The sequence below is a fragment of the Streptococcus parasanguinis genome (assembly GCF_001073155.1).
Classification (GTDB): domain Bacteria; phylum Bacillota; class Bacilli; order Lactobacillales; family Streptococcaceae; genus Streptococcus; species Streptococcus parasanguinis_D.
In genome coordinates this window covers 33,103-52,865 of the sequence record NZ_JVEE01000015.1, presented here as the reverse complement: position 1 = coordinate 52,865, position 19,763 = coordinate 33,103, and the positions used below count along the sequence as shown (strand labels likewise).

General features: G+C 41.3%; 22 protein-coding genes. 19 read left to right on the top strand and 3 right to left on the bottom strand.

What is annotated here, in order from left to right:
* Nucleotides 1-11 precede the first annotated feature (11 nt).
* From ADH92_RS01405 to ADH92_RS01335, 15 genes are all read left to right on the top strand, one after another.
* Nucleotides 12-509, top strand: coding sequence for a GNAT family N-acetyltransferase (locus tag ADH92_RS01405; protein WP_049496311.1), 498 nt, complete (start codon nt 12-14; stop codon nt 507-509).
* 92 nt (nt 510-601) lie between these two features.
* Nucleotides 602-1,225 carry an NAD(P)H-dependent oxidoreductase gene (locus ADH92_RS01400; RefSeq protein WP_049496308.1) on the top strand — a complete coding sequence of 208 codons (624 nt, stop codon included), beginning with the start codon at nt 602-604 and terminating at the stop codon, nt 1,223-1,225.
* 103 nt (nt 1,226-1,328) lie between these two features.
* Nucleotides 1,329-1,682, top strand: coding sequence for a hypothetical protein (locus ADH92_RS01395; RefSeq protein WP_049496305.1), 354 nt, complete (start codon nt 1,329-1,331; stop codon nt 1,680-1,682).
* 634 nt (nt 1,683-2,316) lie between these two features.
* Nucleotides 2,317-2,784: an 8-oxo-dGTP diphosphatase gene (locus ADH92_RS01385; RefSeq protein ID WP_192832640.1), complete on the top strand. Its 468-nt coding sequence runs from the start codon at nt 2,317-2,319 to the stop codon at nt 2,782-2,784.
* A 154-nt stretch (nt 2,785-2,938) separates the two neighbouring features.
* Entirely contained in the window at nt 2,939-3,079 is a 141-nt protein-coding gene (locus ADH92_RS11210) for a hypothetical protein (RefSeq protein WP_192832639.1), read from the top strand.
* On the top strand, nt 3,076-3,780 hold the full coding sequence (locus ADH92_RS01380; RefSeq protein WP_049496296.1) for an ATP-binding cassette domain-containing protein: 705 nt from the start codon (nt 3,076-3,078) through the stop codon (nt 3,778-3,780). Before ADH92_RS11210 ends, ADH92_RS01380 begins: the two co-directional genes overlap by 4 nt.
* Nucleotides 3,781-3,783: 3 nt before the next feature.
* On the top strand, nt 3,784-4,881 hold the full coding sequence (locus tag ADH92_RS01375; RefSeq protein ID WP_049496292.1) for a hypothetical protein: 1,098 nt from the start codon (nt 3,784-3,786) through the stop codon (nt 4,879-4,881).
* Between the two features lie 83 nt (nt 4,882-4,964).
* The gene (locus ADH92_RS01370) at nt 4,965-5,369 is read left to right on the top strand and encodes a PaaI family thioesterase (protein WP_003016342.1); all 405 of its coding nucleotides are present in this window, start codon (nt 4,965-4,967) and stop codon (nt 5,367-5,369) included.
* Nucleotides 5,344-6,096, top strand: coding sequence for an HAD family hydrolase (locus tag ADH92_RS01365; RefSeq protein WP_049496289.1), 753 nt, complete (start codon nt 5,344-5,346; stop codon nt 6,094-6,096). Before ADH92_RS01370 ends, ADH92_RS01365 begins: the two co-directional genes overlap by 26 nt.
* Nucleotides 6,097-6,223: 127 nt before the next feature.
* Nucleotides 6,224-6,559: a zinc ribbon domain-containing protein YjdM gene (locus ADH92_RS01360; RefSeq protein ID WP_049496285.1), complete on the top strand. Its 336-nt coding sequence runs from the start codon at nt 6,224-6,226 to the stop codon at nt 6,557-6,559.
* Nucleotides 6,560-6,896: 337 nt separating this feature from the next.
* On the top strand, nt 6,897-7,532 hold the full coding sequence (locus ADH92_RS01355; RefSeq protein ID WP_049496284.1) for a Pr6Pr family membrane protein: 636 nt from the start codon (nt 6,897-6,899) through the stop codon (nt 7,530-7,532).
* Nucleotides 7,533-7,794: 262 nt separating this feature from the next.
* Complete coding sequence (pyrR, locus tag ADH92_RS01350; RefSeq protein WP_003001719.1) at nt 7,795-8,313, top strand: bifunctional pyr operon transcriptional regulator/uracil phosphoribosyltransferase PyrR; 519 nt, start codon at nt 7,795-7,797, stop codon at nt 8,311-8,313.
* Between the two features lie 46 nt (nt 8,314-8,359).
* On the top strand, nt 8,360-9,283 hold the full coding sequence (locus tag ADH92_RS01345; RefSeq protein WP_049496281.1) for an aspartate carbamoyltransferase catalytic subunit: 924 nt from the start codon (nt 8,360-8,362) through the stop codon (nt 9,281-9,283).
* 124 nt (nt 9,284-9,407) lie between these two features.
* Nucleotides 9,408-10,499, top strand: coding sequence for a carbamoyl phosphate synthase small subunit (locus ADH92_RS01340; protein ID WP_049496278.1), 1,092 nt, complete (start codon nt 9,408-9,410; stop codon nt 10,497-10,499).
* Nucleotides 10,496-12,235: an ATP-binding protein gene (locus tag ADH92_RS01335; protein WP_049496274.1), complete on the top strand. Its 1,740-nt coding sequence runs from the start codon at nt 10,496-10,498 to the stop codon at nt 12,233-12,235. The genes ADH92_RS01340 and ADH92_RS01335 overlap by 4 nt, the downstream gene beginning before the upstream one ends.
* 250 nt (nt 12,236-12,485) lie before the next feature.
* On the opposite strand, the gene pepT is transcribed toward ADH92_RS01335, so the two are convergent.
* From pepT to ADH92_RS01320, 3 genes are read right to left on the bottom strand one after another with little or no spacing between them, the layout of a single operon-like run.
* Nucleotides 12,486-13,706, bottom strand: coding sequence for a peptidase T (pepT, locus tag ADH92_RS01330; protein WP_049496272.1), 1,221 nt, complete (start codon nt 13,704-13,706; stop codon nt 12,486-12,488).
* A 2-nt stretch (nt 13,707-13,708) separates the two neighbouring features.
* On the bottom strand, nt 13,709-14,530 hold the full coding sequence (locus ADH92_RS01325) for a Cof-type HAD-IIB family hydrolase (protein ID WP_049496269.1): 822 nt from the start codon (nt 14,528-14,530) through the stop codon (nt 13,709-13,711).
* Nucleotides 14,527-15,282 (bottom strand): LexA family transcriptional regulator, encoded by a 756-nt coding sequence (locus ADH92_RS01320; RefSeq protein ID WP_049496265.1) that lies wholly within the window; start codon nt 15,280-15,282, stop codon nt 14,527-14,529. The genes ADH92_RS01325 and ADH92_RS01320 overlap by 4 nt, the downstream gene beginning before the upstream one ends.
* A 195-nt stretch (nt 15,283-15,477) precedes the next feature.
* On the opposite strand from ADH92_RS01320, the gene ADH92_RS01315 reads away from it, so the two are divergent.
* The 4 genes from ADH92_RS01315 to ADH92_RS01300 all read left to right on the top strand — a co-directional run bounded on the left by ADH92_RS01315 (nt 15,478) and on the right by ADH92_RS01300 (nt 19,519).
* On the top strand, nt 15,478-15,915 hold the full coding sequence (locus tag ADH92_RS01315) for a GNAT family N-acetyltransferase (RefSeq protein ID WP_049496264.1): 438 nt from the start codon (nt 15,478-15,480) through the stop codon (nt 15,913-15,915).
* A 66-nt stretch (nt 15,916-15,981) separates the two neighbouring features.
* Nucleotides 15,982-17,808 carry a translation elongation factor 4 gene (gene lepA / locus ADH92_RS01310; protein WP_009731117.1) on the top strand — a complete coding sequence of 609 codons (1,827 nt, stop codon included), beginning with the start codon at nt 15,982-15,984 and terminating at the stop codon, nt 17,806-17,808.
* A gap of 308 nt (nt 17,809-18,116) precedes the next feature.
* A complete protein-coding gene (locus ADH92_RS01305; RefSeq protein ID WP_049496260.1) occupies nt 18,117-18,761 on the top strand; it encodes a hypothetical protein in 645 nt (214 codons plus the stop codon).
* Nucleotides 18,762-18,874: 113 nt separating this feature from the next.
* Nucleotides 18,875-19,519: a hypothetical protein gene (locus ADH92_RS01300; protein WP_049496258.1), complete on the top strand. Its 645-nt coding sequence runs from the start codon at nt 18,875-18,877 to the stop codon at nt 19,517-19,519.
* Nucleotides 19,520-19,763: the final 244 nt, after the last annotated feature.

The following is a 19,763-nucleotide window of genomic DNA, read 5'->3' as shown; positions in this document are numbered from 1 at the left end:
GGATAAAGCGAATGAAGATTATCATTAAAACAATGGAAACTCCTGAAGAGATAGAAGGAAAATCTCTCGTTCATTGGCAAACGTGGAGAGAGGCTTATGACGATCTTTTACCCGCGGAATTTCAGGAGACAATGACATTAGATAAATGTCGTTTCTTTAGTCAAAAGTATCCAGAAAACACCTTGATTGCTATGGATGGAAAGAAGGTCATTGGATTTATCAGCTATGGAAATTTTTGTGATGAAGCCATTCAAGCTGGTGAAATCATCGCCTTATATGTTTTAAAAGATTACTATGGAAAAGGTGTGAGTAAACAGTTAATGCATGCTGCATTTGCTGCTCTCGATCATTTCTCTGAGATTTATTTATGGGTATTGAAAGAGAATAAGCGAGCCATTGCTTTCTATCAAAAAATGGGTTTTACTTTTGATGGCCAAGAAAAAATACTTAAACTTGGAAAACCTGTTAAGGAATTGAGGATGATGTATTCTTCAAATAAAAATTCCTAAAGGACCTATCTATCAATCTTTGAACCATTATCAATTAATCAAGTAAAAAATAAAAGAGATAGAATGAACCAAAGAAATGAAGGAGAAGACGAATGAAGATTTTAGTCATCAATGGGCATCCGGATAAGGAAAGTTACTGTCAGGCTATTTTTCAAACCATCGTCGAAACGATTGATCCAAATCACCACGAGCTTAAAGTGATCAGTCTCAATGAAGAGGACTTTGACCCGGTCCTTCGCTACGGTTATCGAAAGCGGATGGAAGAAGATCCCTTTATCCTTCGTTCTCAAGAATGGATCCAGTGGGCGGATCACCTGATCTTTGTTTATCCCATCTGGTGGAGTAGTATGCCGAGCCTTATGAAGGGCTGGATCGACCGGGTCTTTACACCGGGGATTGCCTACTCGGCCAATGATCAAGGAAGCTTTATCTGGAATTACCTTAGAGGCAAGCAATTTAAGAAGTTGCTTAAAGGCAAAACAGCTAGTATTTATGCAACCTCCATGGCGCCTACTTGGTGGTACAAGATTTTTTCAGGCCCTCTCAACATTCCTGATAGTTATGGTATCTCTGTTTTGAAAAATGCCGTCTTGAACCATTGTGGGATCAAAACCAAGCGTGTCTGTATTTTAGGTGAAGTCGGCCGCGATGTAAATACCGCTAGCATCCGGGAACAGCATCTCCAAAAGGTCGCAGAAGAAGTGAAGAAGCTTTGATCAGAGATGGGAGAATACTAATAAGTTAGGGTCTTTAGTTGTATTTTGAATAGGTTTTAGTTAAACTATTAATATAATCTATAAAACATAGGGATGATTCAATATGCTGCTATTTATCTATATGATCTATGTCGTTCTTTCACTATCCAAAATGAAAAATGAAGGAAAAAGGGTCTCTATTTTTACTAGGGTGATTGTTTACGGCCTATTGATTCTCTCTTTGTTTATGTTCTATTTCAGATTTTTGGCATTTTTATTTAGTCCATTGCCATTTTTTGGCTTTCTAGCGGCTCTTGCTATTGGAGGTATGATGCTATCTCTTAAATTAGTTATTGCCCTTGCTTTGCTTTTGTTATCTCTTAGCCTATTCTTAGATAGCAAAAATAGTAATCCGGAAACGCCTCTCATTGATCATTGGTTACGATTGGGGGTTCATATTCTACTGATCATTATTTAAGGCAAGAACTCCACTTTCAGTCCTGAATGTTTAGTTTTTTGTCCCTTGAGATTTGCAACCCACCAGAGACGGAAGTGAAAAATCTTAAATGAAGGTATCCATTCAATGCACATTGACGTAGTTATGGATTCGCTTTATAATATGGTTAGTTACAGCATTTTTAAATAAGGAGCCTTCTCTATGCTGAAGCAGTTAAATGGTTTTAAAAATTTATATTTATTCTTCTTAGCTTTTTTCGTTATTGAAGTAATACTAGTTTTTTTGGGTCTATCATTTACCCCTCTACTTAGTTGTCTCTGGTTTGATTTCTTATTTCTAGTTCTTTTTTTCAATCTTTGGTCTATCTTTTATAAAAAGAGAGAGTTCAAGTTTTTTCATCTAATCTTACAATTTTTGAGTGTCATTCTAGCATTTTTCATTTGGTTCATTCTCCAAGTGTCTTTTACAGATTCAGCTAATACCATAATCCCTCCAATCCATCATAATTCGGAAATACGAGGGAATTATGTTGAAATCCCACATGGAGCGATCCCTATACGGAGTCGTGATTACTATGAACTGGTCAATCCCTTCATCATGAAGCTAGAAGTGAAATACAGAGAAGATGGATGGTAAATCCATAGAAAGGAAATATATGTCACGTACAACGCCTACTATACTGTGCAATCTTTGCATGGTCGAAGATCTTGAAAATGGGAAAGTAGTCCTCCAATACCGCTCACCTGAAAAGACTCACTGGGCTGGCCATGCTTTTCCAGGTGGCCATATTGAAGAAGGAGAAAGTCTAGTAGAATCCGTCATTCGTGAAGTCTACGAAGAGACAGGACTGACAATTACAGATCCAAAACTCGTCGCAGTCAAAGACTGGCCACTAGACGAGGGAGGTCGCTATATTGTCTTTTGCTACAAGGCAACAAGATTCTCAGGCCAGCTCAGATCGTCCGAAGAAGGAGAAGTTTCTTGGGTTAAGAAAGACCAATTAGAAAAGTTGGATTTATCCTACGACATGCTTCCTCTGCTGGAAGTGATGGAAGACCCGGACTTGTCTGAGTTCTATTATCGCAAACGGACAGATGATGATTGGGAAAAATTAAGATTTTAAGCAAAGAGCTAGAGGTATCTAGCTTTTTTTGCTTGTAAGGTAAAAGAAGTAAGAATATTCCATTCGTGCTTGAATCTGCTCAGAAAAAGTACTATAGTATAAGCATAAAATACAATTGTAATCTTTCATACTGTGAATAGAAAGAAGGCAAGATATGAAATTACAATTTAGAATCCTTATAGGAATTTGCTTCTTGATCGGTGCCTTAGTCTTTGCCTTTCAAAAGGAATGGTTGTACGCTTTGCTGTTGCTTTTGGTTGGGGTTTCTTACCTTTATAAAGGAGTGCGTCGATGAAGAGTGATTGTTTAACCATCAAGGGGCTAAACGTTTGGTATAAAAAAGACAAGCCCGTTATAAAAGACACGAATTTGCTTGTACCCAATCATTCTGTAGTAGGGTTGATTGGTCGAAATGGAGCTGGGAAGACAACCTTGCTAAAAGCTTTAAGTAGTGTCTTTGATCATCGGCAGTATGCAGTTGAGACTGTTACTATAGAAGACAAGGCAACCTCTTTTCATACGAATTTCTATAAGAGCCGTACCTATACAGTTTTTACTGAAAACAATAGTTTTTTAAACTGGGATTTTGTTCATTATTTTAATTTTGTCTGTCGTTTGTATCATCGAAAGAGAGATGAAACGGTATTGCAGGACTTGATTTCAGGCTTTCGTTTTGAAGAGTATCTCAACACCGACATTGGTAGTTTGTCAACGGGAAATAAGAAGAAAGTCTTCTTGATCACAGCTTTTTATCTCAAACCTCCCCTCCTTATTTTGGACGAACCATTTGATGGCCTTGATTTTGATGCGACAGAATTTCTATATGGTTTGCTATTGCAGTATAAAGAAGAAGGCTCTATTCTGATGAGTTCGCATATCGCAGAGAGTATCGTTCGGGTGTGTGATACAGCTTATTCTATTGAAGATGGTCACCTAGACGCGATCGAATTGAATTTAGAAGATTGGTTTCATGACGTTAATCGTCAGAGGGGGTAGAGCATGCTACTAGCAATTTTTAGAGATTTGGTGTCCAAAAATCGGCTCTTCTTGTTCTTAACTTCCTTAGCTTTTGCTCTTTATTACCATCTTGTTGGGGCAAAATTTTCTACGAGCTTTCAAGTCTTGCTGATCAGTACGGCTATTGTTACTGCTCTATCAACCTTTCAATTACTCTATTCCTACTTTTCGATGGACAGGGTTCAGGCCTACTACCAGCTTCCTTTGTCTCTAAATCGTTTTAAAGGGTCTTTTCTGACGGTAACCTTTCTTCTCAATTTACTAGAGCGCGTGCTGTTATTGATCCTCTTTTTGGGAGTCAGGTTAGACCTGCTACAATCCTTTAAGCTCGTCCTCCTTTCTTTACTGGTGGTATTGAGTGTGTTTTATGTCTTTATCCAGTTCAATACCAGGCCTAGTTTTCTAGGAGGAGTACTCATTTCTGTAACGACTGTTCTCACAGTATCTTCTTTATGGGTCCAACAAGTGTCCTATATGATCTTACTTTCAGCCTTCATTGCTGTCTTTATTTTTAAAAATGAGGACTTGATCGCGATTTCAAAACATGATCAGTTACTCGTCGCAAAGAGAAGAAGCGGCAATTATTTTTGGATTTCCTTGTTTCAAGAGCGCTATTTTTCCATCAATTTTGTCTTTACCCTCATCTTCCTCTTACTCATTCTGATACAGGATTATGAGGCTCCATTAAAAATCATCATTCTTTTAACAATTGCTTCTGTCAATACGCCATTAACCACTCTCATTTCTGTTGATAAAGATTTGATCGATCATGTCAAGTCCCTACCTAAGAGTCGGTTCTTTTACCTGATGTATTACCGTGTATTGCTGACCTATTTCCTATCTGTGAATCTATTTGTTGCTCTGTTATTAAAAATGGTGGTCATGCCTGACTTGGGGATTCTATTTTTACTAGGAGTGATGATTCTAGCAGTAGTTGAAGCTGTTTTGCACTTACTGATTGAAATCTATTTCCCTTTAAGAAAATGGAATTTAAAAAGAGAATGTTGGAAGCACCCAAGAAAATACATTGTTCCTAGTATCGTCTTCTTACTTAGTTGGAGTCTCCTTTTCTGCTTCTAAGGAATTGCCCCTTTGCTTGTATCTGCTTCTTAATTGTAGTATGATAGAGGAGTTGAAAAGATGCTAGAAAAGGTGGCAAGTATATGAAAGATTTTCACTTTGATGCAATTGCTGCATTTGAAAATTACGAAATCGAAAAGATGAGAGATGGCCATGTGGTGGTGACAACTAAGGTCGTAGAATCATCGCTCAATTATTATGGAAATGCGCACGGAGGCTATCTCTTTACCCTGTGTGACCAAGTCAGTGGTTTGGTCGTGGTTTCTCAAGGGGTCGATGGGGTAACCTTGCAATCCTCGATCAATTACTTAAAAGCAGGGCGTCTGGGTGATGTCCTCACGATCCATGGCGAATGTGTCCATAGTGGACGGACGACTCGAGTTGTGGATGTCGATATTACCAATCAAGACGGTGCCAATGTCTGTAAGGCAACCTTTACGATGTTTGTTACGGGAGTGAGAGATGAATCCGCACAAGTACGCATTTAAAAACTATATTTTTGATTTTTATGGAACCTTAGTCGACATCGAAACCGATGAGTCGAGTCCCATTTTATGGGATACAATGGCTCAGATCTACCAATCCTACGGGGCAAGCTACTCAGGAGAAGGTCTGCGCCTGCGTTATAGAGAGTTGGTGCAACAAGCCGAAGAAGACTTGGCTAAGGTAAAACAAGTTGCCTACCCAGAGATTGATCTGACGGTTATCTTTGTACAATTGTATTTAGAAGGTCATCCAAGTGGGAATAGTGTTGCCCATCTCAAAGAGTGGGGACGTTTGATTGCGCGGACTTTCCGTGTCCTTTCTCGCAAGCGGTTGGAGCTTTATCCTCATACGAAAGAAGTATTAGAGGATATGAAAGCTGCAGGTTGCCGAATCTTTCTCTTATCCAATGCCCAAGCAGATTTTACCAATCCGGAGATTGATTTGGTTGGTTTGAGAGAACTTTTCCATGCCATTTACTTGTCGTCTAACGCAGGTATTCGCAAACCTCAGCCAGAGTTTCTCTTGGAAGTGGTGAAAGAACACCAGTTGAACCCTGAGAAAACGGTCATGGTGGGGAATGACTTTACGACAGATGTCGCCGTGGCCCAAAGTATCGGGATGGAGAGTATCTTGATCAATACCTTCCCATACTCTGAAGCTGAACTGCGCGAGAAGAATCAAGCAGGTGTGCGCGTGATTCGAGACATTCAAGAATTGCAGGAAGATTGAGAAATATCATCCATGTAGGGAGGCCAAGTCGCCTCTTTTTTATTGAAAATGCTACAGTCGAGCTGGATTTGTCAAATTTTCGCTTTCATGGTATACTATGAAAGTTAATTTGAATAAGGAGATAAAAATGAATAACTTACCAAACTGTCCAAAATGTAACTCTGAATACGTCTATGAAGATGGAGCGCTCTTGGTGTGCCCAGAGTGTGCGTATGAATGGAACCCAGCTGAGGTCGAAGAAGAAGAGGGTGTCGTAGCGATTGATGCCAACGGAAACAAATTGGCTGATGGCGATACGGTAACCTTGGTCAAAGATTTGAAAGTGAAGGGTGCACCGAAAGATTTGAAACAAGGTACGCGCGTGAAAAACATCCGTATCGTTGAAGGAGACCACAACATCGATTGTAAGATTGATGGCTTTGGTGCAATGAAACTCAAATCAGAATTTGTGAAGAAAATCTAAAGAAAAGTACACAAATTAATAGAGTTGTTTAAGTTTATAATGGAACTTTCCGCTGTGAGAAAAGTACTTGAAACAGTATTGATTCAAGTACTCGGGAGTTTTGAAACTTTAGGTTCAAAACTAATTGAACACGGGCTACGGATTGTGTCAAAAAGATAAGTTCTCCTAGAATCGAAAGATTCTGCGTCAAACTTCCTATTTTGACTTTATCCGTATACGCCCTTTGTATCTTAATAAGTCATGGAACTTCGTAGAAGTTCGCTGACGTCCGTCCTCACTTAAGGAAAGTTCCTGATTAAACTGAAGGGGCTACCCCCTTTTCTTTCAGGAGAATACTATGAAATTCAAATTATTATTTAGCTATCGTTTTCTATTATTTATCTTAAGTGTGCTCGGTGTTTATCTGCAACTGACTAAGCATGGTGGCTTTGGCATGATGCTCTATTACACCATTTTATCTAACATGTTGGTCATGTTCTTTATGGGAGACATGGTTTGGCGCATGGTTCGAGGTCGTTCGACCCAGACTCAGGGTTACCTTCGTATGAAAGGCGCAGTTACCATGTCCATTATGATCACCTGTGTCATCTACCACTTTATGTTGGCGCCTATCGCGACACCCGAGAAGTTTTATCGTTTGGAAAACTTCCTCTGTCATTACATCGTTCCTTTGATGTTCTTCTTTGATACCCTAGTGATTGATAAAGCCAAGCAATACCGTAAGCTCGATCCTTTCTTTTGGACCTTGATTCCACTGGCTTACATGCTCTTTGCTCTTCTCAATGGTTTGGTCTTGAAGTGGCCAATTCCAGGTGCAAAAGATAGTCCGTTTGCCTATTTCTTTATCAATGTTAATAAATACGGCTGGGCCTTTGTTGGAAAATGGGTGGTGATCATCTTTATCGCTTACCTCTTGGCTGGCTATGTGCTCTATGGGATTAAAAATATCAAGCGGAAATCGGCTGTTTCTTAGTAAAAACCGAACATTATTCGGATGAAAAGTCATGTTTTTAAATTTTTTTGAAAAATGTTGAGTTTTTTCTTGCATGTCGTTTGAAACTGTGATATAGTTATCTCAATTAAATAAATCCTTTAATCCTGTCCCGTGAGGCAGGCAAGGAGACTGTGAAAAACAATGGCTAGGACCATAGGGCGAGACTCTATCCTCTTAGACCATCCATTTGCTGAACCTCCTTGAAAAAGGAGGTTTTTCTTTTACAACTAAGGAGGACTGAATGAAAACCAAAGAAGTCGTTGATGATTTGACGATGAAACGGGCCATTACCCGGATCACCTACGAAATCATTGAACGAAACAAAGATTTGAGCCAGATTGTGCTGGTGGGGATCAAGACGCGTGGTGTTTACATCGCTCGCCGGATCCAAGAACGCCTCTCTCAGCTGGAACAAATCGATGTCCCTGTAGCAGAACTAGATACCAAGCCTTTCCGAGATGACATGAAGGCGACAGAAGATACAACGGTCTTACCAGTTGATATTGCTCATAGAGAAGTTATCTTGATCGATGACGTCCTCTATACGGGTCGCACGATACGCGCTGCCATTGACAATCTGGTCAGTCACGGTCGTCCTGCTCGAGTGAGTCTGGCGGTTCTAGTCGACCGTGGGCATCGGGAGTTGCCGATTCGTCCGGACTTTGTTGGGAAAAATATCCCGACAAGTAAGTCAGAGGAAATCATTGTCGAGATGGTGGAGCTAGACGGTCAAGACCGCGTCCTCATCAAAGAAGCTTAAACAAATTGTAAATTTTTTGTATTCACATTATAAAAGGAGAATCAACATGTCTGAAAATCAAATCGCTCTTAAAAACCTTGTCTCAATGGAAACTCTTACCAATGAAGAAGTAATGGCATTGATCAAACGTGGGATTGAGTTCAAAAACGGAGCTAAAGCAACCTACGAAGACCAACACATCATCTCAAACCTTTTCTTTGAACCTTCAACTCGTACCCACAAAGCCTTTGAAGTGGCAGAGTTGAAATTGGGATGTGATCTCCTTGACTTTGATGTGAAGACAAGCTCTGTGAACAAAGGGGAAACACTTTACGATACCATCTTGACCATGTCAGCTCTTGGTGTAGATGTCTGCGTCATCCGTCACCCTGAAGTGGACTACTACAAAGAATTGGTTGAAAGCCCAACGATCACTGCATCTATCGTCAATGGTGGGGACGGTTCAGGTCAACACCCAAGCCAAAGCTTGCTTGATTTGATGACCATCTACCAAGAATTCGGTCACTTTGATGGCTTGAAAGTTTGTATCGCTGGGGACTTGGATCACTCACGTGTGGCAAAATCAAATATGCAAATCTTGAAACGTTTGGGAGCAACCCTCTACTTTGCAGGTCCAGACGAATGGAGAAGTGCGGAATTTGAAGACTATGGAACCTTCGTCACTATCGATGAAGTCATTGAAGATGTGGATGTGATGATGTTCTTGCGTGTGCAACACGAACGTCATGATTACGAATCACTCTTCTCTAAAGAAAACTACCACCGTCTTCATGGTTTGACTCAAGAACGTTATGACCGTATGAAAGATACAGCGATCTTGATGCACCCAGCACCAGTCAACCGTGACGTTGAAATTGCGGACCACTTGGTAGAAGCTCCTAAATCACGCATCGTAGAACAAATGACCAACGGTGTCTTTGTCCGTATGGCCATCATTGAAGCCGTCCTTAAAGGTCGCGGTGCAAAATAAGATAACTGACAATTCATTGAAAGGAAAGAAAGAGGACAGAGTAGAGAGCTACATGGAATCTGACTTTCCTTTTTTTGAGGAACTATGATAAAATTGGACTAGTGTAAAAGAAGGGAGGGGTTCGATGAAACGTTTATTGGTCCTAGAGGATGGGACTGTATTTGAAGGAGAAGCCTTTGGTGCAGACTTATATGTGACTGGTGAATTGGTCTTTACGACAGCCATGACAGGCTATCAAGAATTGATCACGGATCAGGCTTTTAGTGGCCAGATCCTCTCCTTTACCTTTCCAGTTATTGGCGCAACAGGGATCAATCGGGATGATTCTGAATCGATTACGCCCACTTGTTTAGCAGTAGTCGTTCAGCATCTGGTGGAGATGCCGAGCAATTGGCGGCAGCAGATGACTTTGGATGAATTCTTGAAGCGAAAAAAAATTCCTGGTATTGTAGGGATTGATACGAGACAGGTGGCAAAAATTGTCCGCAAGTATGGACGGATGAAGGCAACTGTTATTAATAAGGGGGATTCGATCGAGCATATCTTGGATCAGTTGCGAGCGACAGTCCTTCCAAAAGACCAAGTGCGTCAAGTCTCGACCAAAACAGCCTATGCTGTACCTGGTTTTGGAAAGAGTATTGCCTTGATTGATCTAGGGGTCAAGCACTCTGTCTTACGTCAGCTGAGTCAAAGGGACTGTAATGTGACAGTTTATTCCTATGATATCTCTTATGCTGAACTGATGGAGCAGCAACCAGATGGGGTTATTTTATCCAGTGGGCCAGGCGATCCCCATCAGGTGAAAAAACTTTGCCGCTTGATCAAAAAGCTCAACGGTCAGATTCCGATCTGGGGTATGGGCTTGGGAGCTCAGTTGTTGGCACAAGCTTACGGCGCTGAGCTGGCCCCTATGGAAGTTGGGCATTTCGGTTTAAATATTCCCGTGCGTGAAATTGCGACAGGAAAAATCGAGATAACCAGTCAAAATCACTTGTATAGTATAGCACGCGATAGCCTGCCCCATGATTTATTGGTCACGCATGAAAACGTCAATGACCATAGTATTGAAGCTTTTCGTCATCGTTACCAACCAATTTTAGGGGTTCAATTCCAAGTAGATGCTAGTCCAGGTCCAAGAGAAAATCTCTATTTTTACGATGAATTTTTAGAGTTGATTGATGCCAAAATTCACGAAAGTAGAAGGGAGAAGGAATGATGAAACAAAACCAGAAATTGCTTCTCCTGTGTGGAGATTCTTATCAGGATATTAGCCTTTTGGCTGCGGTAAATGAAGCACAAAAACTCAATGCCAAGGATGGGAATGCTCTTGTCCTTTACTTGGGCGAAGAAAATGCTATCACCCAAGAAGCTGCAGATATAGTTGTAGTTAGTAAGCTCAAGCTGGATGCTCTTAGGACGACTCTTCTTTCTTATACTGGATCTCGCTTGCTCCTACCTTTTGCGGACAAACAGATTTTGAATCTCTTGTTTCGTTTGGAAGAAACTGGATTTTTCAAAGATGCATCGATCATGATTGTCGGACCAAGCCTCCAACGCTACCGGACCTTTTATCAGCAGGCAGATCAACGACGTCTCTTTCAAGAGCTGGGCTATCAGGTACCTGCTTCAGCACTGGTGAGCTCAGTTCGAGAAGCTATCGAGTTTTCTGAAGGCATTCAATTTCCTATTATGATCTGGCCAGTAGCGAGTAAGCAAGGGCAAGGGCGAAAGATCGCTCATAACCTGGATGACTTGTGCGAAGCTGTAGAAATGGGACTTTCGGTTTCTCCAAGTCAGCAGTGTTTGCTGGAGTTTTCGACCTATGGCTTTAAGGAACTGGATTTTGTAGTCATGCGGGATCGTGAAGACAATCACTACTTGGCGGCCTCTATTGAAAGCATTGATCCTGTTGGGATCCACTCCAGTGACTCTTACCAATTCATGCCAGCGGTTACCCTGACTGACCGGGAGTTTCAAAATCTTCGTGAAGCAGCAATCCACATCAGTCGCTATCTGAAGCTGACAGGAGCCATTTCGATCAAGTTTGCTCTTGATCCGACGAGTTATGCTTTTTATATTCTAGAGGTTAATCCATTTGCTTCCGATAGTATCTCGATGGCCTCTATGGGCTTGGGCTATTCCTTGTTTGAGCAAGGAGTTCAGTTACAATTAGGGCGCTCTCTCGAGCATTTGCCTCATCCCTTATTAAAGGATTTAAAGGCCGTTTACGAACCGAGTTTGGACTATATCTTCTTTAAGATCCCGATTTTTTCTGATGCTGCTAAAAATGCCCGTCTCAATACCCAAATTCACTCTTATGGGGCAGTTTATGGATTTGGGAAGAGAATCGATGAAGCTTATCAACAAGCCCTAGAAACCATTAAAGATAAGAACTTGCTGACCATCCTTCCTGAGGAAATGAGCGATGATGAATTAATCCAGAAAATTGCTCGTCATATGCCACACCGGCTCTTCTATATCTTAGAAGCTTTGAAACGTGGTTTTGAGTTTGAGGAACTCTTGGATTTGAGTAAATTAGCACCTGTTTATTTGCAGGTCTTGGCCAATCTAGTGGAGTTAGATAAAGGACTAGAGGCTGAGACAAGTCCAGCCTTTTTTCCAGTTGAGCCATCAGCTGGCTTATATGAGGTCAAAGCGGGAGCAGCCTATTATCTGACCCAAAACGGAACCAATGAATCATTGAGTTTGGATGCTGCTTGTGTCTTGGTGGATGATCTAGAAATCTGCGATGAGAGTTTTTACCAAAAGGTGCGAAAGAAGGCGAAAGAGCTGAAAGAAAAAGGACAACAGGTGATCTTACTCACAAATCGTCCTTTTACAGAATCATTGGCAGATAAAGTTTATTATCTTTCGATCAATGAGACAAGCCTTCGCCTGATTCAGACCATTGATCAGGTCAAAGAAATTGTCAAGCTTTCTAACCTACAATAAAGGATCCGGACAACCTATCCGAATCCTTAGATTGAAAATAAAATTATATTTTAAAACTTTCCTTGGGTGAGGACGGACGTCAGCGAACTTCGTAGAAGTTCCATGACTAATTATTGAGCCTAAGGTCTCAATAATTCCGAGTGCTTGAAACGTAATTGTTTCAGGCACTTTTCTCACAGCGGAAAGTTTCGGTACATTCTCAATTATATTTAAAGGATTTGGATGTATAATCCGAATCCTTTTTTGTTTCTTATTTTTTGGTCACAATACCGATAATGGTATCAACTGCGCGTTCCATGGTTTGGAGGCTAACGTATTCAAAGCGACCATGCATGTTTTCGCCACCGGCAAAGATATTTGGTGTTGGAATCCCCATAAAGGAAATTTTAGATCCATCTGTACCACCGCGGATCGGTTCAATGATTGGAGTGATTCCAAGATCTTCCATGACTTCCTTAGCAAGGGTAATCGGTGTCATATCTTTTTCAATCACTTGCTTCATGTTATAGTACTGATCTTTGAGGGTGAGGAGAACACGTTCGATACCGAGTTCCGCATTCATCTGATCAGCAATAGATTTCATGAGGTCTTTGCGTTTCTCAAAGCTTTCAGTTTCAAAGTCCCGAATGATGTAGCTAGCACTTGCTTCCTCGACAGTTCCATCGATGTTCATCAAGTGGTAGAAGCCTTCATAGCCTTCGGTTAATTCTGGACGTGCTCCTTCAGGGAGTTTGTTATGGAAATCAATGGCCAATTGAAGAGCGTTGATCATTTGACCTTTGGCTGTACCTGGGTGGACATTGCGTCCTTTGAAGGTAATTTCAGCCCCAGCTGCTGAGAAGGTTTCGTATTGAAGCTCTCCAAGAGGACCCCCATCGACAGTATAGGCAAAGTCTACGTCAAAATCCTCTGCATCAAATTGATCTGCCCCAACTCCGATTTCTTCATCTGGACCAAAGCCAACACGGATTTCTCCGTGTTTGATTTCAGGATGAGCTGTCAGGTATTCAATAGCTGTCATGATTTCAGCGATACCTGACTTATCGTCTGCACCCAGAAGAGTAGTACCATCCGTCGTGATCAAGGTTTGTCCCTTGTAGTTGTTCAAATGAGCAAAATCGGCTGGATCGAGTGTGAAACCAGAGTCACCAAGGGTAATGACACCCCCATCATAATTCTCAACGATTTGTGGATTGACATTTTCGGCATTGAAGTCAGCGGTATCCATGTGAGAGATAAATCCAATCTTGCGTGTAAAGCTTGGATCATTAGCTGGAAGCGTTCCAATAGCATAGCCGTTTGGCAAATAGTAGACGTTTTGAAGACCCACGCGTTTCATCTCAGGGATCAATACATTTGTTGCAAAATCAACCTGTGATTGGGTACTTGGAGTGGTTGTAGAGTTTTCGTCTGAACGTGTGTTAACCTTTACATAGGTAATAAAACGGTCCAACAAATTTTGGTATTTCATGGTCATTCTCCTTTTTCAGTTTCAATTAATTTGTGAATAGCATGGGCCACGCCATCCTCATCATTGGTCAGGGTGATGAAGTCTGCGATTTCCTTGACAGCAGTATTTCCATTTCCCATAGCGACGCTGTAACCAGCAAAACGTAGCATTTCAAGGTCATTATTGGCATCTCCAAGAGCCATAACCTGTTCTCTGCTGTAGCCTAATGTTTGACTTAATGCCTGAAGAGCAGAAGCCTTGCTCGCGCCTTTTGGAAGGATTTCAAACAAGATATCCTGTGAACGTACGGTGTTAAAATCGGCTTCTAATGCAGTCTCGTACTGAGCTTGGAAGGCATCAATAGCAGAAGGATCTCCTACGTACATGGCTTGAAAAATAGGGAGGTAGTTTGGTAGATTTTCTAATGAAATAGGTGTCGGTTTATAGTTAACAATACCCGCATCCATCGTGACAAGTTCACTAGCTTCAGGTGCGACCACTAGGTAGTGATCCATATCAAATAAGGTTAGCTGGACGTCTGTATCTTCCGTCAAAACATGCAAGCGGTGCATGTCCTCAAGACTCAACTCTTCCTTGCCAATGATTTCCCAATTCTGAGTAGACAAGGTTGTACACCCATTATTGATAATCATATAGTAGTTGCCATCAGGAAGACCAATCTCTTCAAAGATAGGCCGTACACCCGCTAAGGGGCGCCCCGTACAGATCACAATGTCATAGCCGGCTTGATGGGCTTTATGAAGGGCTTCAATATTGCCTGTAGAGAGAGTCTTATCCTCATGCAAAAGAGTTCCGTCCAAGTCAATCGCAATTAATTTAATCATTTGATTTCCTCCAAATCAAGAGGCACAAAGCCATCAATCACTTTTCCAATCACTCCAGGTTCCTCATCTAGTAGAATGATCTGATCATTATATTTCTTATTGAGGGAAACCAGTCGAATACCGTTGGCCTCACGAAAGACACGTTTGATCAACGTTTGCCCGTCAAAATCAATGGCATAAATTGCCCCTGCTTGATCATAATAGGTTTGCTTGATTAACACAACCGCCCCTTTTTCGTATTTAGGCTCGAGGGAATCCGTATGAATCCAAAAAGCCAAATCGTAAGGAATCTTTTGATCAAACCAGACGATATCAGCTTGCTTCTGATTTTGGTAAGCTGCAAAAGAATCATAGACAGAATAAGAGTGGTATTGCTTTTCAATTTTCTGTCTTTCTTTCTGATGGGTCAAGAGACTCTTTCCGTAAGAAAGAAGATTTTCTTGATTTCCTTCATCGAGCTGTTTATATAATCGTTCAATCTCTGAATCAATGACCACAAAATCATTGCGCAATCGAGGGTCAATATCAGCAACTGCTACCTGGAAAAAGGCTGCAATCTTCTCTAAATTTTCAGGAACGGGAAGAGAAGTTCCTTTTACATATCCAGTCAGGGTACTTGCAGGGATTCCAGTAATACGAGATAATTCGATCTGTTTTTTTCCTTGTTCTTTCAGTAATTCTCTGATTTTTTCCGATATAATCCGTAATGCCTCTTTGTCTTGAGGGCTTGCCTTTCCACGACCTCTGGCCAACCTACTCACCTCCTTGTATTTACCCTTACTATTATAATGAATTAAATCGAAAAAGTAAATAGAAATCCCTGAGAAATGCGAAAAAATATGAATTTGATCTAAATCGGATTTTCTTTTTTGATTTTATTTGGTATTCCTTTACTTTTTGAGGAAAAAGGTCTAAGATAAAACCAAAGAGTTCATGGAGGTGGAGGTATGATTCGTACTGTTCAAGTCAAAGATGCAGGTGAAATTAGAGATTTATGTCACCAAGCATTGGGGTATGATTCAACCCTTGAGAAAGTGGCAGCTCAGATTGATAAATTTAATTCGCCAGATTCGGATCATTTTTGCTTTGTTTATGAGGAGGACCAAACAGGAAATATTCTTGGTTATGTGGAGGCAGAAGTTTATGAAAGCCTCTATAGTGACGCCGGTCTGAATATTTTGGGTCTAGCGGTTTTTCCATCTGCTCAAGGACGTGGGATCGGTCGCCAATTGATGGAGCGAGTAGAAGATCTTGCCAAAAGCAAGCATTATGCTTTTATCCGTTTAAATTCTGCATCTCATCGAAAAGAAGCCCATATCTTTTACGAACGCTTAGGTTATGAGGGAAATAAAACGCAGAAGCGATTTTTGAAAATAATGAATTAAGATAGGCAAAGGCCTATCTTTTTTGTTATAATGAAGAGTACGATTAATTTTACTAGGAAGATGATTATGCCAAATTTTGAAGAATTAAAAAAACGACAAGAGAAGATTCGGAACTTCTCGATCATCGCCCATATTGACCATGGAAAGTCAACCTTGGCCGATCGAATTTTAGAAAAAACCGAAACTGTGTCTAGTCGGGAGATGCAAGCCCAACTCCTAGACAGTATGGACCTAGAGCGGGAACGTGGGATTACCATCAAGCTGAATGCCATCGAGTTGAACTACACGGCTAAAGATGGGGAAACCTATATCTTCCACTTGATTGACACACCAGGACACGTGGACTTTACCTATGAGGTTTCGCGTTCGCTCGCTGCCTGTGAAGGTGCCATTCTTGTGGTGGATGCCGCTCAAGGGATTGAAGCCCAGACTCTAGCCAATGTCTACTTAGCGCTGGACAATGATTTGGAAATCCTGCCAGTCATTAATAAGATTGACTTGCCAGCTGCAGATCCAGAACGGGTGCGCACAGAAGTAGAAGATGTCATCGGTCTGGATGCTAGTGAAGCTGTCCTAGCCTCTGCCAAGGCTGGTATCGGGATTGAAGAGATTTTGGAGCAGATCGTTGAGAAAGTTCCAGCACCGACGGGTGATGTTGAAGCCCCTCTTCAAGCCTTGATCTTTGACTCCGTTTATGATGCCTATCGTGGGGTAATCCTTCAGGTCCGAGTGGTCAATGGAATGGTTAAACCGGGCGATAAGATCCAGCTCATGAGCAATGGCAAGACCTTTGATGTCACTGAAGTTGGGATTTTTACTCCTAAAGCAGTTGGACGTGATTTCCTTGCGACGGGAGACGTTGGCTATATTGCGGCCTCTATCAAGACCGTTGCGGATACCCGTGTCGGGGATACGGTGACCCTAGCGACCAATCCAGCAAGCGAGCCGCTACATGGATACAAGCAGATGAATCCGATGGTCTTTGCAGGTCTTTATCCGATTGAATCCAATAAATACAATGACCTTCGTGAAGCCTTGGAAAAATTGCAATTGAATGATGCCAGCCTTCAATTTGAACCAGAAACTTCTCAAGCTCTTGGATTTGGTTTCCGTTGTGGTTTCTTGGGACTTCTTCATATGGACGTTATCCAAGAGCGCTTGGAGCGCGAGTTCAACATTGACTTGATCATGACAGCACCGTCTGTAATCTACAAGGTCAATTTGACAGATGGAGAAGCACTGGATGTCTCCAACCCTTCTGAGTTTCCAGATCCAACCAAGATCGCTTCGATCGAAGAACCTTATGTCAAAGCCCAAATCATGGTGCCACAAGAGTTTGTTGGAGCTGTTATGGAATTAGCCCAACGCAAACGTGGAGATTTTGTGACCATGGATTACATCGATGAAAATCGGGTGAATGTCATCTATCAAATCCCACTTGCGGAAATTGTCTTTGATTTCTTTGATAAATTGAAATCCTCTACTCGTGGCTATGCGAGCTTTGACTATGAGTTGTCTGAATACCGTCCTTCTAAATTGGTCAAAATGGATATCCTTCTCAATGGCGATACTGTCGATGCCCTCAGCTTTATCGTTCACAAGGACTTTGCCTATGAACGTGGTAAGTTGATCGTTGAGAAACTCAAGAAGATTATCCCTCGTCAACAGTTTGAAGTGCCTATCCAAGCGGCGATCGGTCATAAGATCGTGGCCCGTACAGATATCAAGGCCCTTCGTAAGAACGTCTTGGCCAAGTGTTATGGTGGGGACGTCTCACGGAAACGCAAGCTTCTTGAAAAACAAAAAGCTGGTAAGAAACGGATGAAGGCAATTGGATCTGTAGAAGTACCACAGGAAGCCTTCTTATCTGTCTTGTCAATGGATGAAGAATAACAATTAGAGAGTGGGACAGAAATCGGTAATTCGTTAGAATTCGATTTCGTCGTCCCACCTCCGCACAGTTGAGTAGGRMTGTAAAAGCTGATGAAATCAGCGTAGTAGAGCCCACTCAACCACTGCGTCTTGCTCGACAATCCAAAAACAATTGAGGGGCTAGGACTTTTGTCCCAGTCTTTTGTTTTAGGTTCAAAAGAAATAGACTGAATGAGAAAGGTTCCATCAGATGTGACACTTATCCTATTTTAAAATACCCACTTTCATGGTAGACTAGAAGAAAGAAAACGTTCTCAAGGAGGTTGAGCATGAAACACAAATTATTGGTCACATCACTGACGATTCTTTCTACCTGCGCACTCATGGCTTGTAGTCACACTACTCAAAAGGACACAGCAGTTTCTTCTACAAAAGAAAGTAGCAGTAAAGTCGAAAAGCAAACAAGTAGCTCTTCGTCAAAGAATACTGCTTCTACAAAGAAAAACACTCCCAGTCAAGAAACCAAGCGGATTGGAAATGCAGATTATGGATACATCGATATTCCAAGTAAATGGTTCAAGTTCACGGATATCGATGGGACAGAAGCTGTCCAATATACAGATGGCAGTGACTATAATATTGTCACCTTGAACAGCTTTACCCGGGAAAAGGCCAAAGTTCCTGCAGATATCGAGTTTAATGCTGAATTTCTAGCCAAGAAACTAGCCGTAATGTGGCAAGATAACCAGGATGTTGGAAAGATGACGGGAGCGCGGACTAAAGTCGCAGGTCTAGACGCCTACCAGCTTCAAATTGTCATGAAATCTGGTCAATACCTGATTACTTGGGTTTTCCAGAAGGGTGAAAAAGTTTATACCATTTCTTTTGAAGGGGATGCAGAAACCTTGAAAACCTTTATCCCATACATCGAAGACACATGGAGCTTAGACGGAACGGGCGCTGTAACGGATTGATGAAGAGAGGCTAGAATCATTTCTAGTCTCTTTATGCTATAGAAATCGCACTTTCAAATCCTAGAAAATCATGGTAGACTAGTGGAAAGAAAATACATCATTGAGGAGAGAATATGAAAAATAAGTTCCTACTCGCGTCTGTTACGTTTTTGTCTGTTGTAAGCCTTTCTGCTTGTACTAGTCCAAAGAAAGAGTCTAGTAAATCATCGGCAGCATCTAGTTCCACGAATGTGGTGAAAGAGACAACAAATTCAAGTAGTAATGTAGAGAAAAAAATTCCAGATAGTGATAAGGGGAATGTGAAAACGAAACGAATTGGATCAGCAGATTATGGCTATGTCAATATTCCAAGTGACTGGAAAAAGAATGATAGTATCCAAGTCGGAGATAATATTCAGTATACAGATAAAAACGCCTTCAATATTATTGTTTTAAATGCTGCCACTAGAGAAAAAGCAAATGTCCCTGAAGGAGTGGAATTTAATGCAGAGCTAATAGCTCAAAGATTGGAGAGTAAGTGGAATGATTATAAAATTGTTGAGAAAATGACAAAATCTACGACGACTGTTGGAGGAAATGAGTCGCTTAAAATACATATTTTTCTCAAGTCAGGCCTGCAGGTTGCTGGTTGGGTATTCCAAAAAGATGATAAGGTTTATTTGATTGTTGTTGAAGGATTTGAGAAAACAATAACTCAATTTACTCCTTATGTCGAAAACACTTGGAGCCTAGATGGAACAGGTGCCGTGACGGATTGATGAAGAGGAAGTTTGACTTAAACTATGCAGCCTTCGATGTTTGATAAGAATAACAGTATGACGCAGTTTTTGATTGGCATCTTTGTTCGCTTTTTAAGCTCCAAAGATAGCTTAATGAGGGGAACGAAGTTTCCTTTGTCTGCAACCTCCAACAGTCTCCCAGAATGTTGGAGCTATGCGGGGGTGGGAAGATTGAAAAGGTTTGGGGAACCTTTTCAACCTCTATAAATTTCTCGGAGTTCTG

Bases quoted from the DNA above. Each gene is read 5' to 3' on its own strand.
- ADH92_RS01385 (WP_192832640.1), top strand. From the start codon at position 2,317: ATGTCACGTACAACGCCTACTATACTGTGCAATCTTTGCATGGTCGAA.
- lepA (WP_009731117.1), top strand. From the start codon at position 15,982: ATGCCAAATTTTGAAGAATTAAAAAAACGACAAGAGAAGATTCGGAAC.
- ADH92_RS01355 (WP_049496284.1), top strand. From the start codon at position 6,897: ATGAAATTCAAATTATTATTTAGCTATCGTTTTCTATTATTTATCTTA.
- ADH92_RS01300 (WP_049496258.1), top strand. From the start codon at position 18,875: ATGAAAAATAAGTTCCTACTCGCGTCTGTTACGTTTTTGTCTGTTGTA.
- pepT (WP_049496272.1), bottom strand. From the start codon at position 13,706: ATGAAATACCAAAATTTGTTGGACCGTTTTATTACCTATGTAAAGGTT.
- ADH92_RS01405 (WP_049496311.1), top strand. From the start codon at position 12: ATGAAGATTATCATTAAAACAATGGAAACTCCTGAAGAGATAGAAGGA.
- ADH92_RS01325 (WP_049496269.1), bottom strand. From the start codon at position 14,530: ATGATTAAATTAATTGCGATTGACTTGGACGGAACTCTTTTGCATGAG.
- ADH92_RS01375 (WP_049496292.1), top strand. From the start codon at position 3,784: ATGCTACTAGCAATTTTTAGAGATTTGGTGTCCAAAAATCGGCTCTTC.
- ADH92_RS01340 (WP_049496278.1), top strand. From the start codon at position 9,408: ATGAAACGTTTATTGGTCCTAGAGGATGGGACTGTATTTGAAGGAGAA.
- ADH92_RS01360 (WP_049496285.1), top strand. From the start codon at position 6,224: ATGAATAACTTACCAAACTGTCCAAAATGTAACTCTGAATACGTCTAT.
- ADH92_RS11210 (WP_192832639.1), top strand. From the start codon at position 2,939: ATGAAATTACAATTTAGAATCCTTATAGGAATTTGCTTCTTGATCGGT.
- ADH92_RS01345 (WP_049496281.1), top strand. From the start codon at position 8,360: ATGTCTGAAAATCAAATCGCTCTTAAAAACCTTGTCTCAATGGAAACT.
- ADH92_RS01400 (WP_049496308.1), top strand. From the start codon at position 602: ATGAAGATTTTAGTCATCAATGGGCATCCGGATAAGGAAAGTTACTGT.
- ADH92_RS01335 (WP_049496274.1), top strand. From the start codon at position 10,496: ATGATGAAACAAAACCAGAAATTGCTTCTCCTGTGTGGAGATTCTTAT.
- pyrR (WP_003001719.1), top strand. From the start codon at position 7,795: ATGAAAACCAAAGAAGTCGTTGATGATTTGACGATGAAACGGGCCATT.
- ADH92_RS01305 (WP_049496260.1), top strand. From the start codon at position 18,117: ATGAAACACAAATTATTGGTCACATCACTGACGATTCTTTCTACCTGC.
- ADH92_RS01315 (WP_049496264.1), top strand. From the start codon at position 15,478: ATGATTCGTACTGTTCAAGTCAAAGATGCAGGTGAAATTAGAGATTTA.
- ADH92_RS01370 (WP_003016342.1), top strand. From the start codon at position 4,965: ATGAAAGATTTTCACTTTGATGCAATTGCTGCATTTGAAAATTACGAA.
- ADH92_RS01380 (WP_049496296.1), top strand. From the start codon at position 3,076: ATGAAGAGTGATTGTTTAACCATCAAGGGGCTAAACGTTTGGTATAAA.
- ADH92_RS01365 (WP_049496289.1), top strand. From the start codon at position 5,344: ATGAATCCGCACAAGTACGCATTTAAAAACTATATTTTTGATTTTTAT.
- ADH92_RS01395 (WP_049496305.1), top strand. From the start codon at position 1,329: ATGCTGCTATTTATCTATATGATCTATGTCGTTCTTTCACTATCCAAA.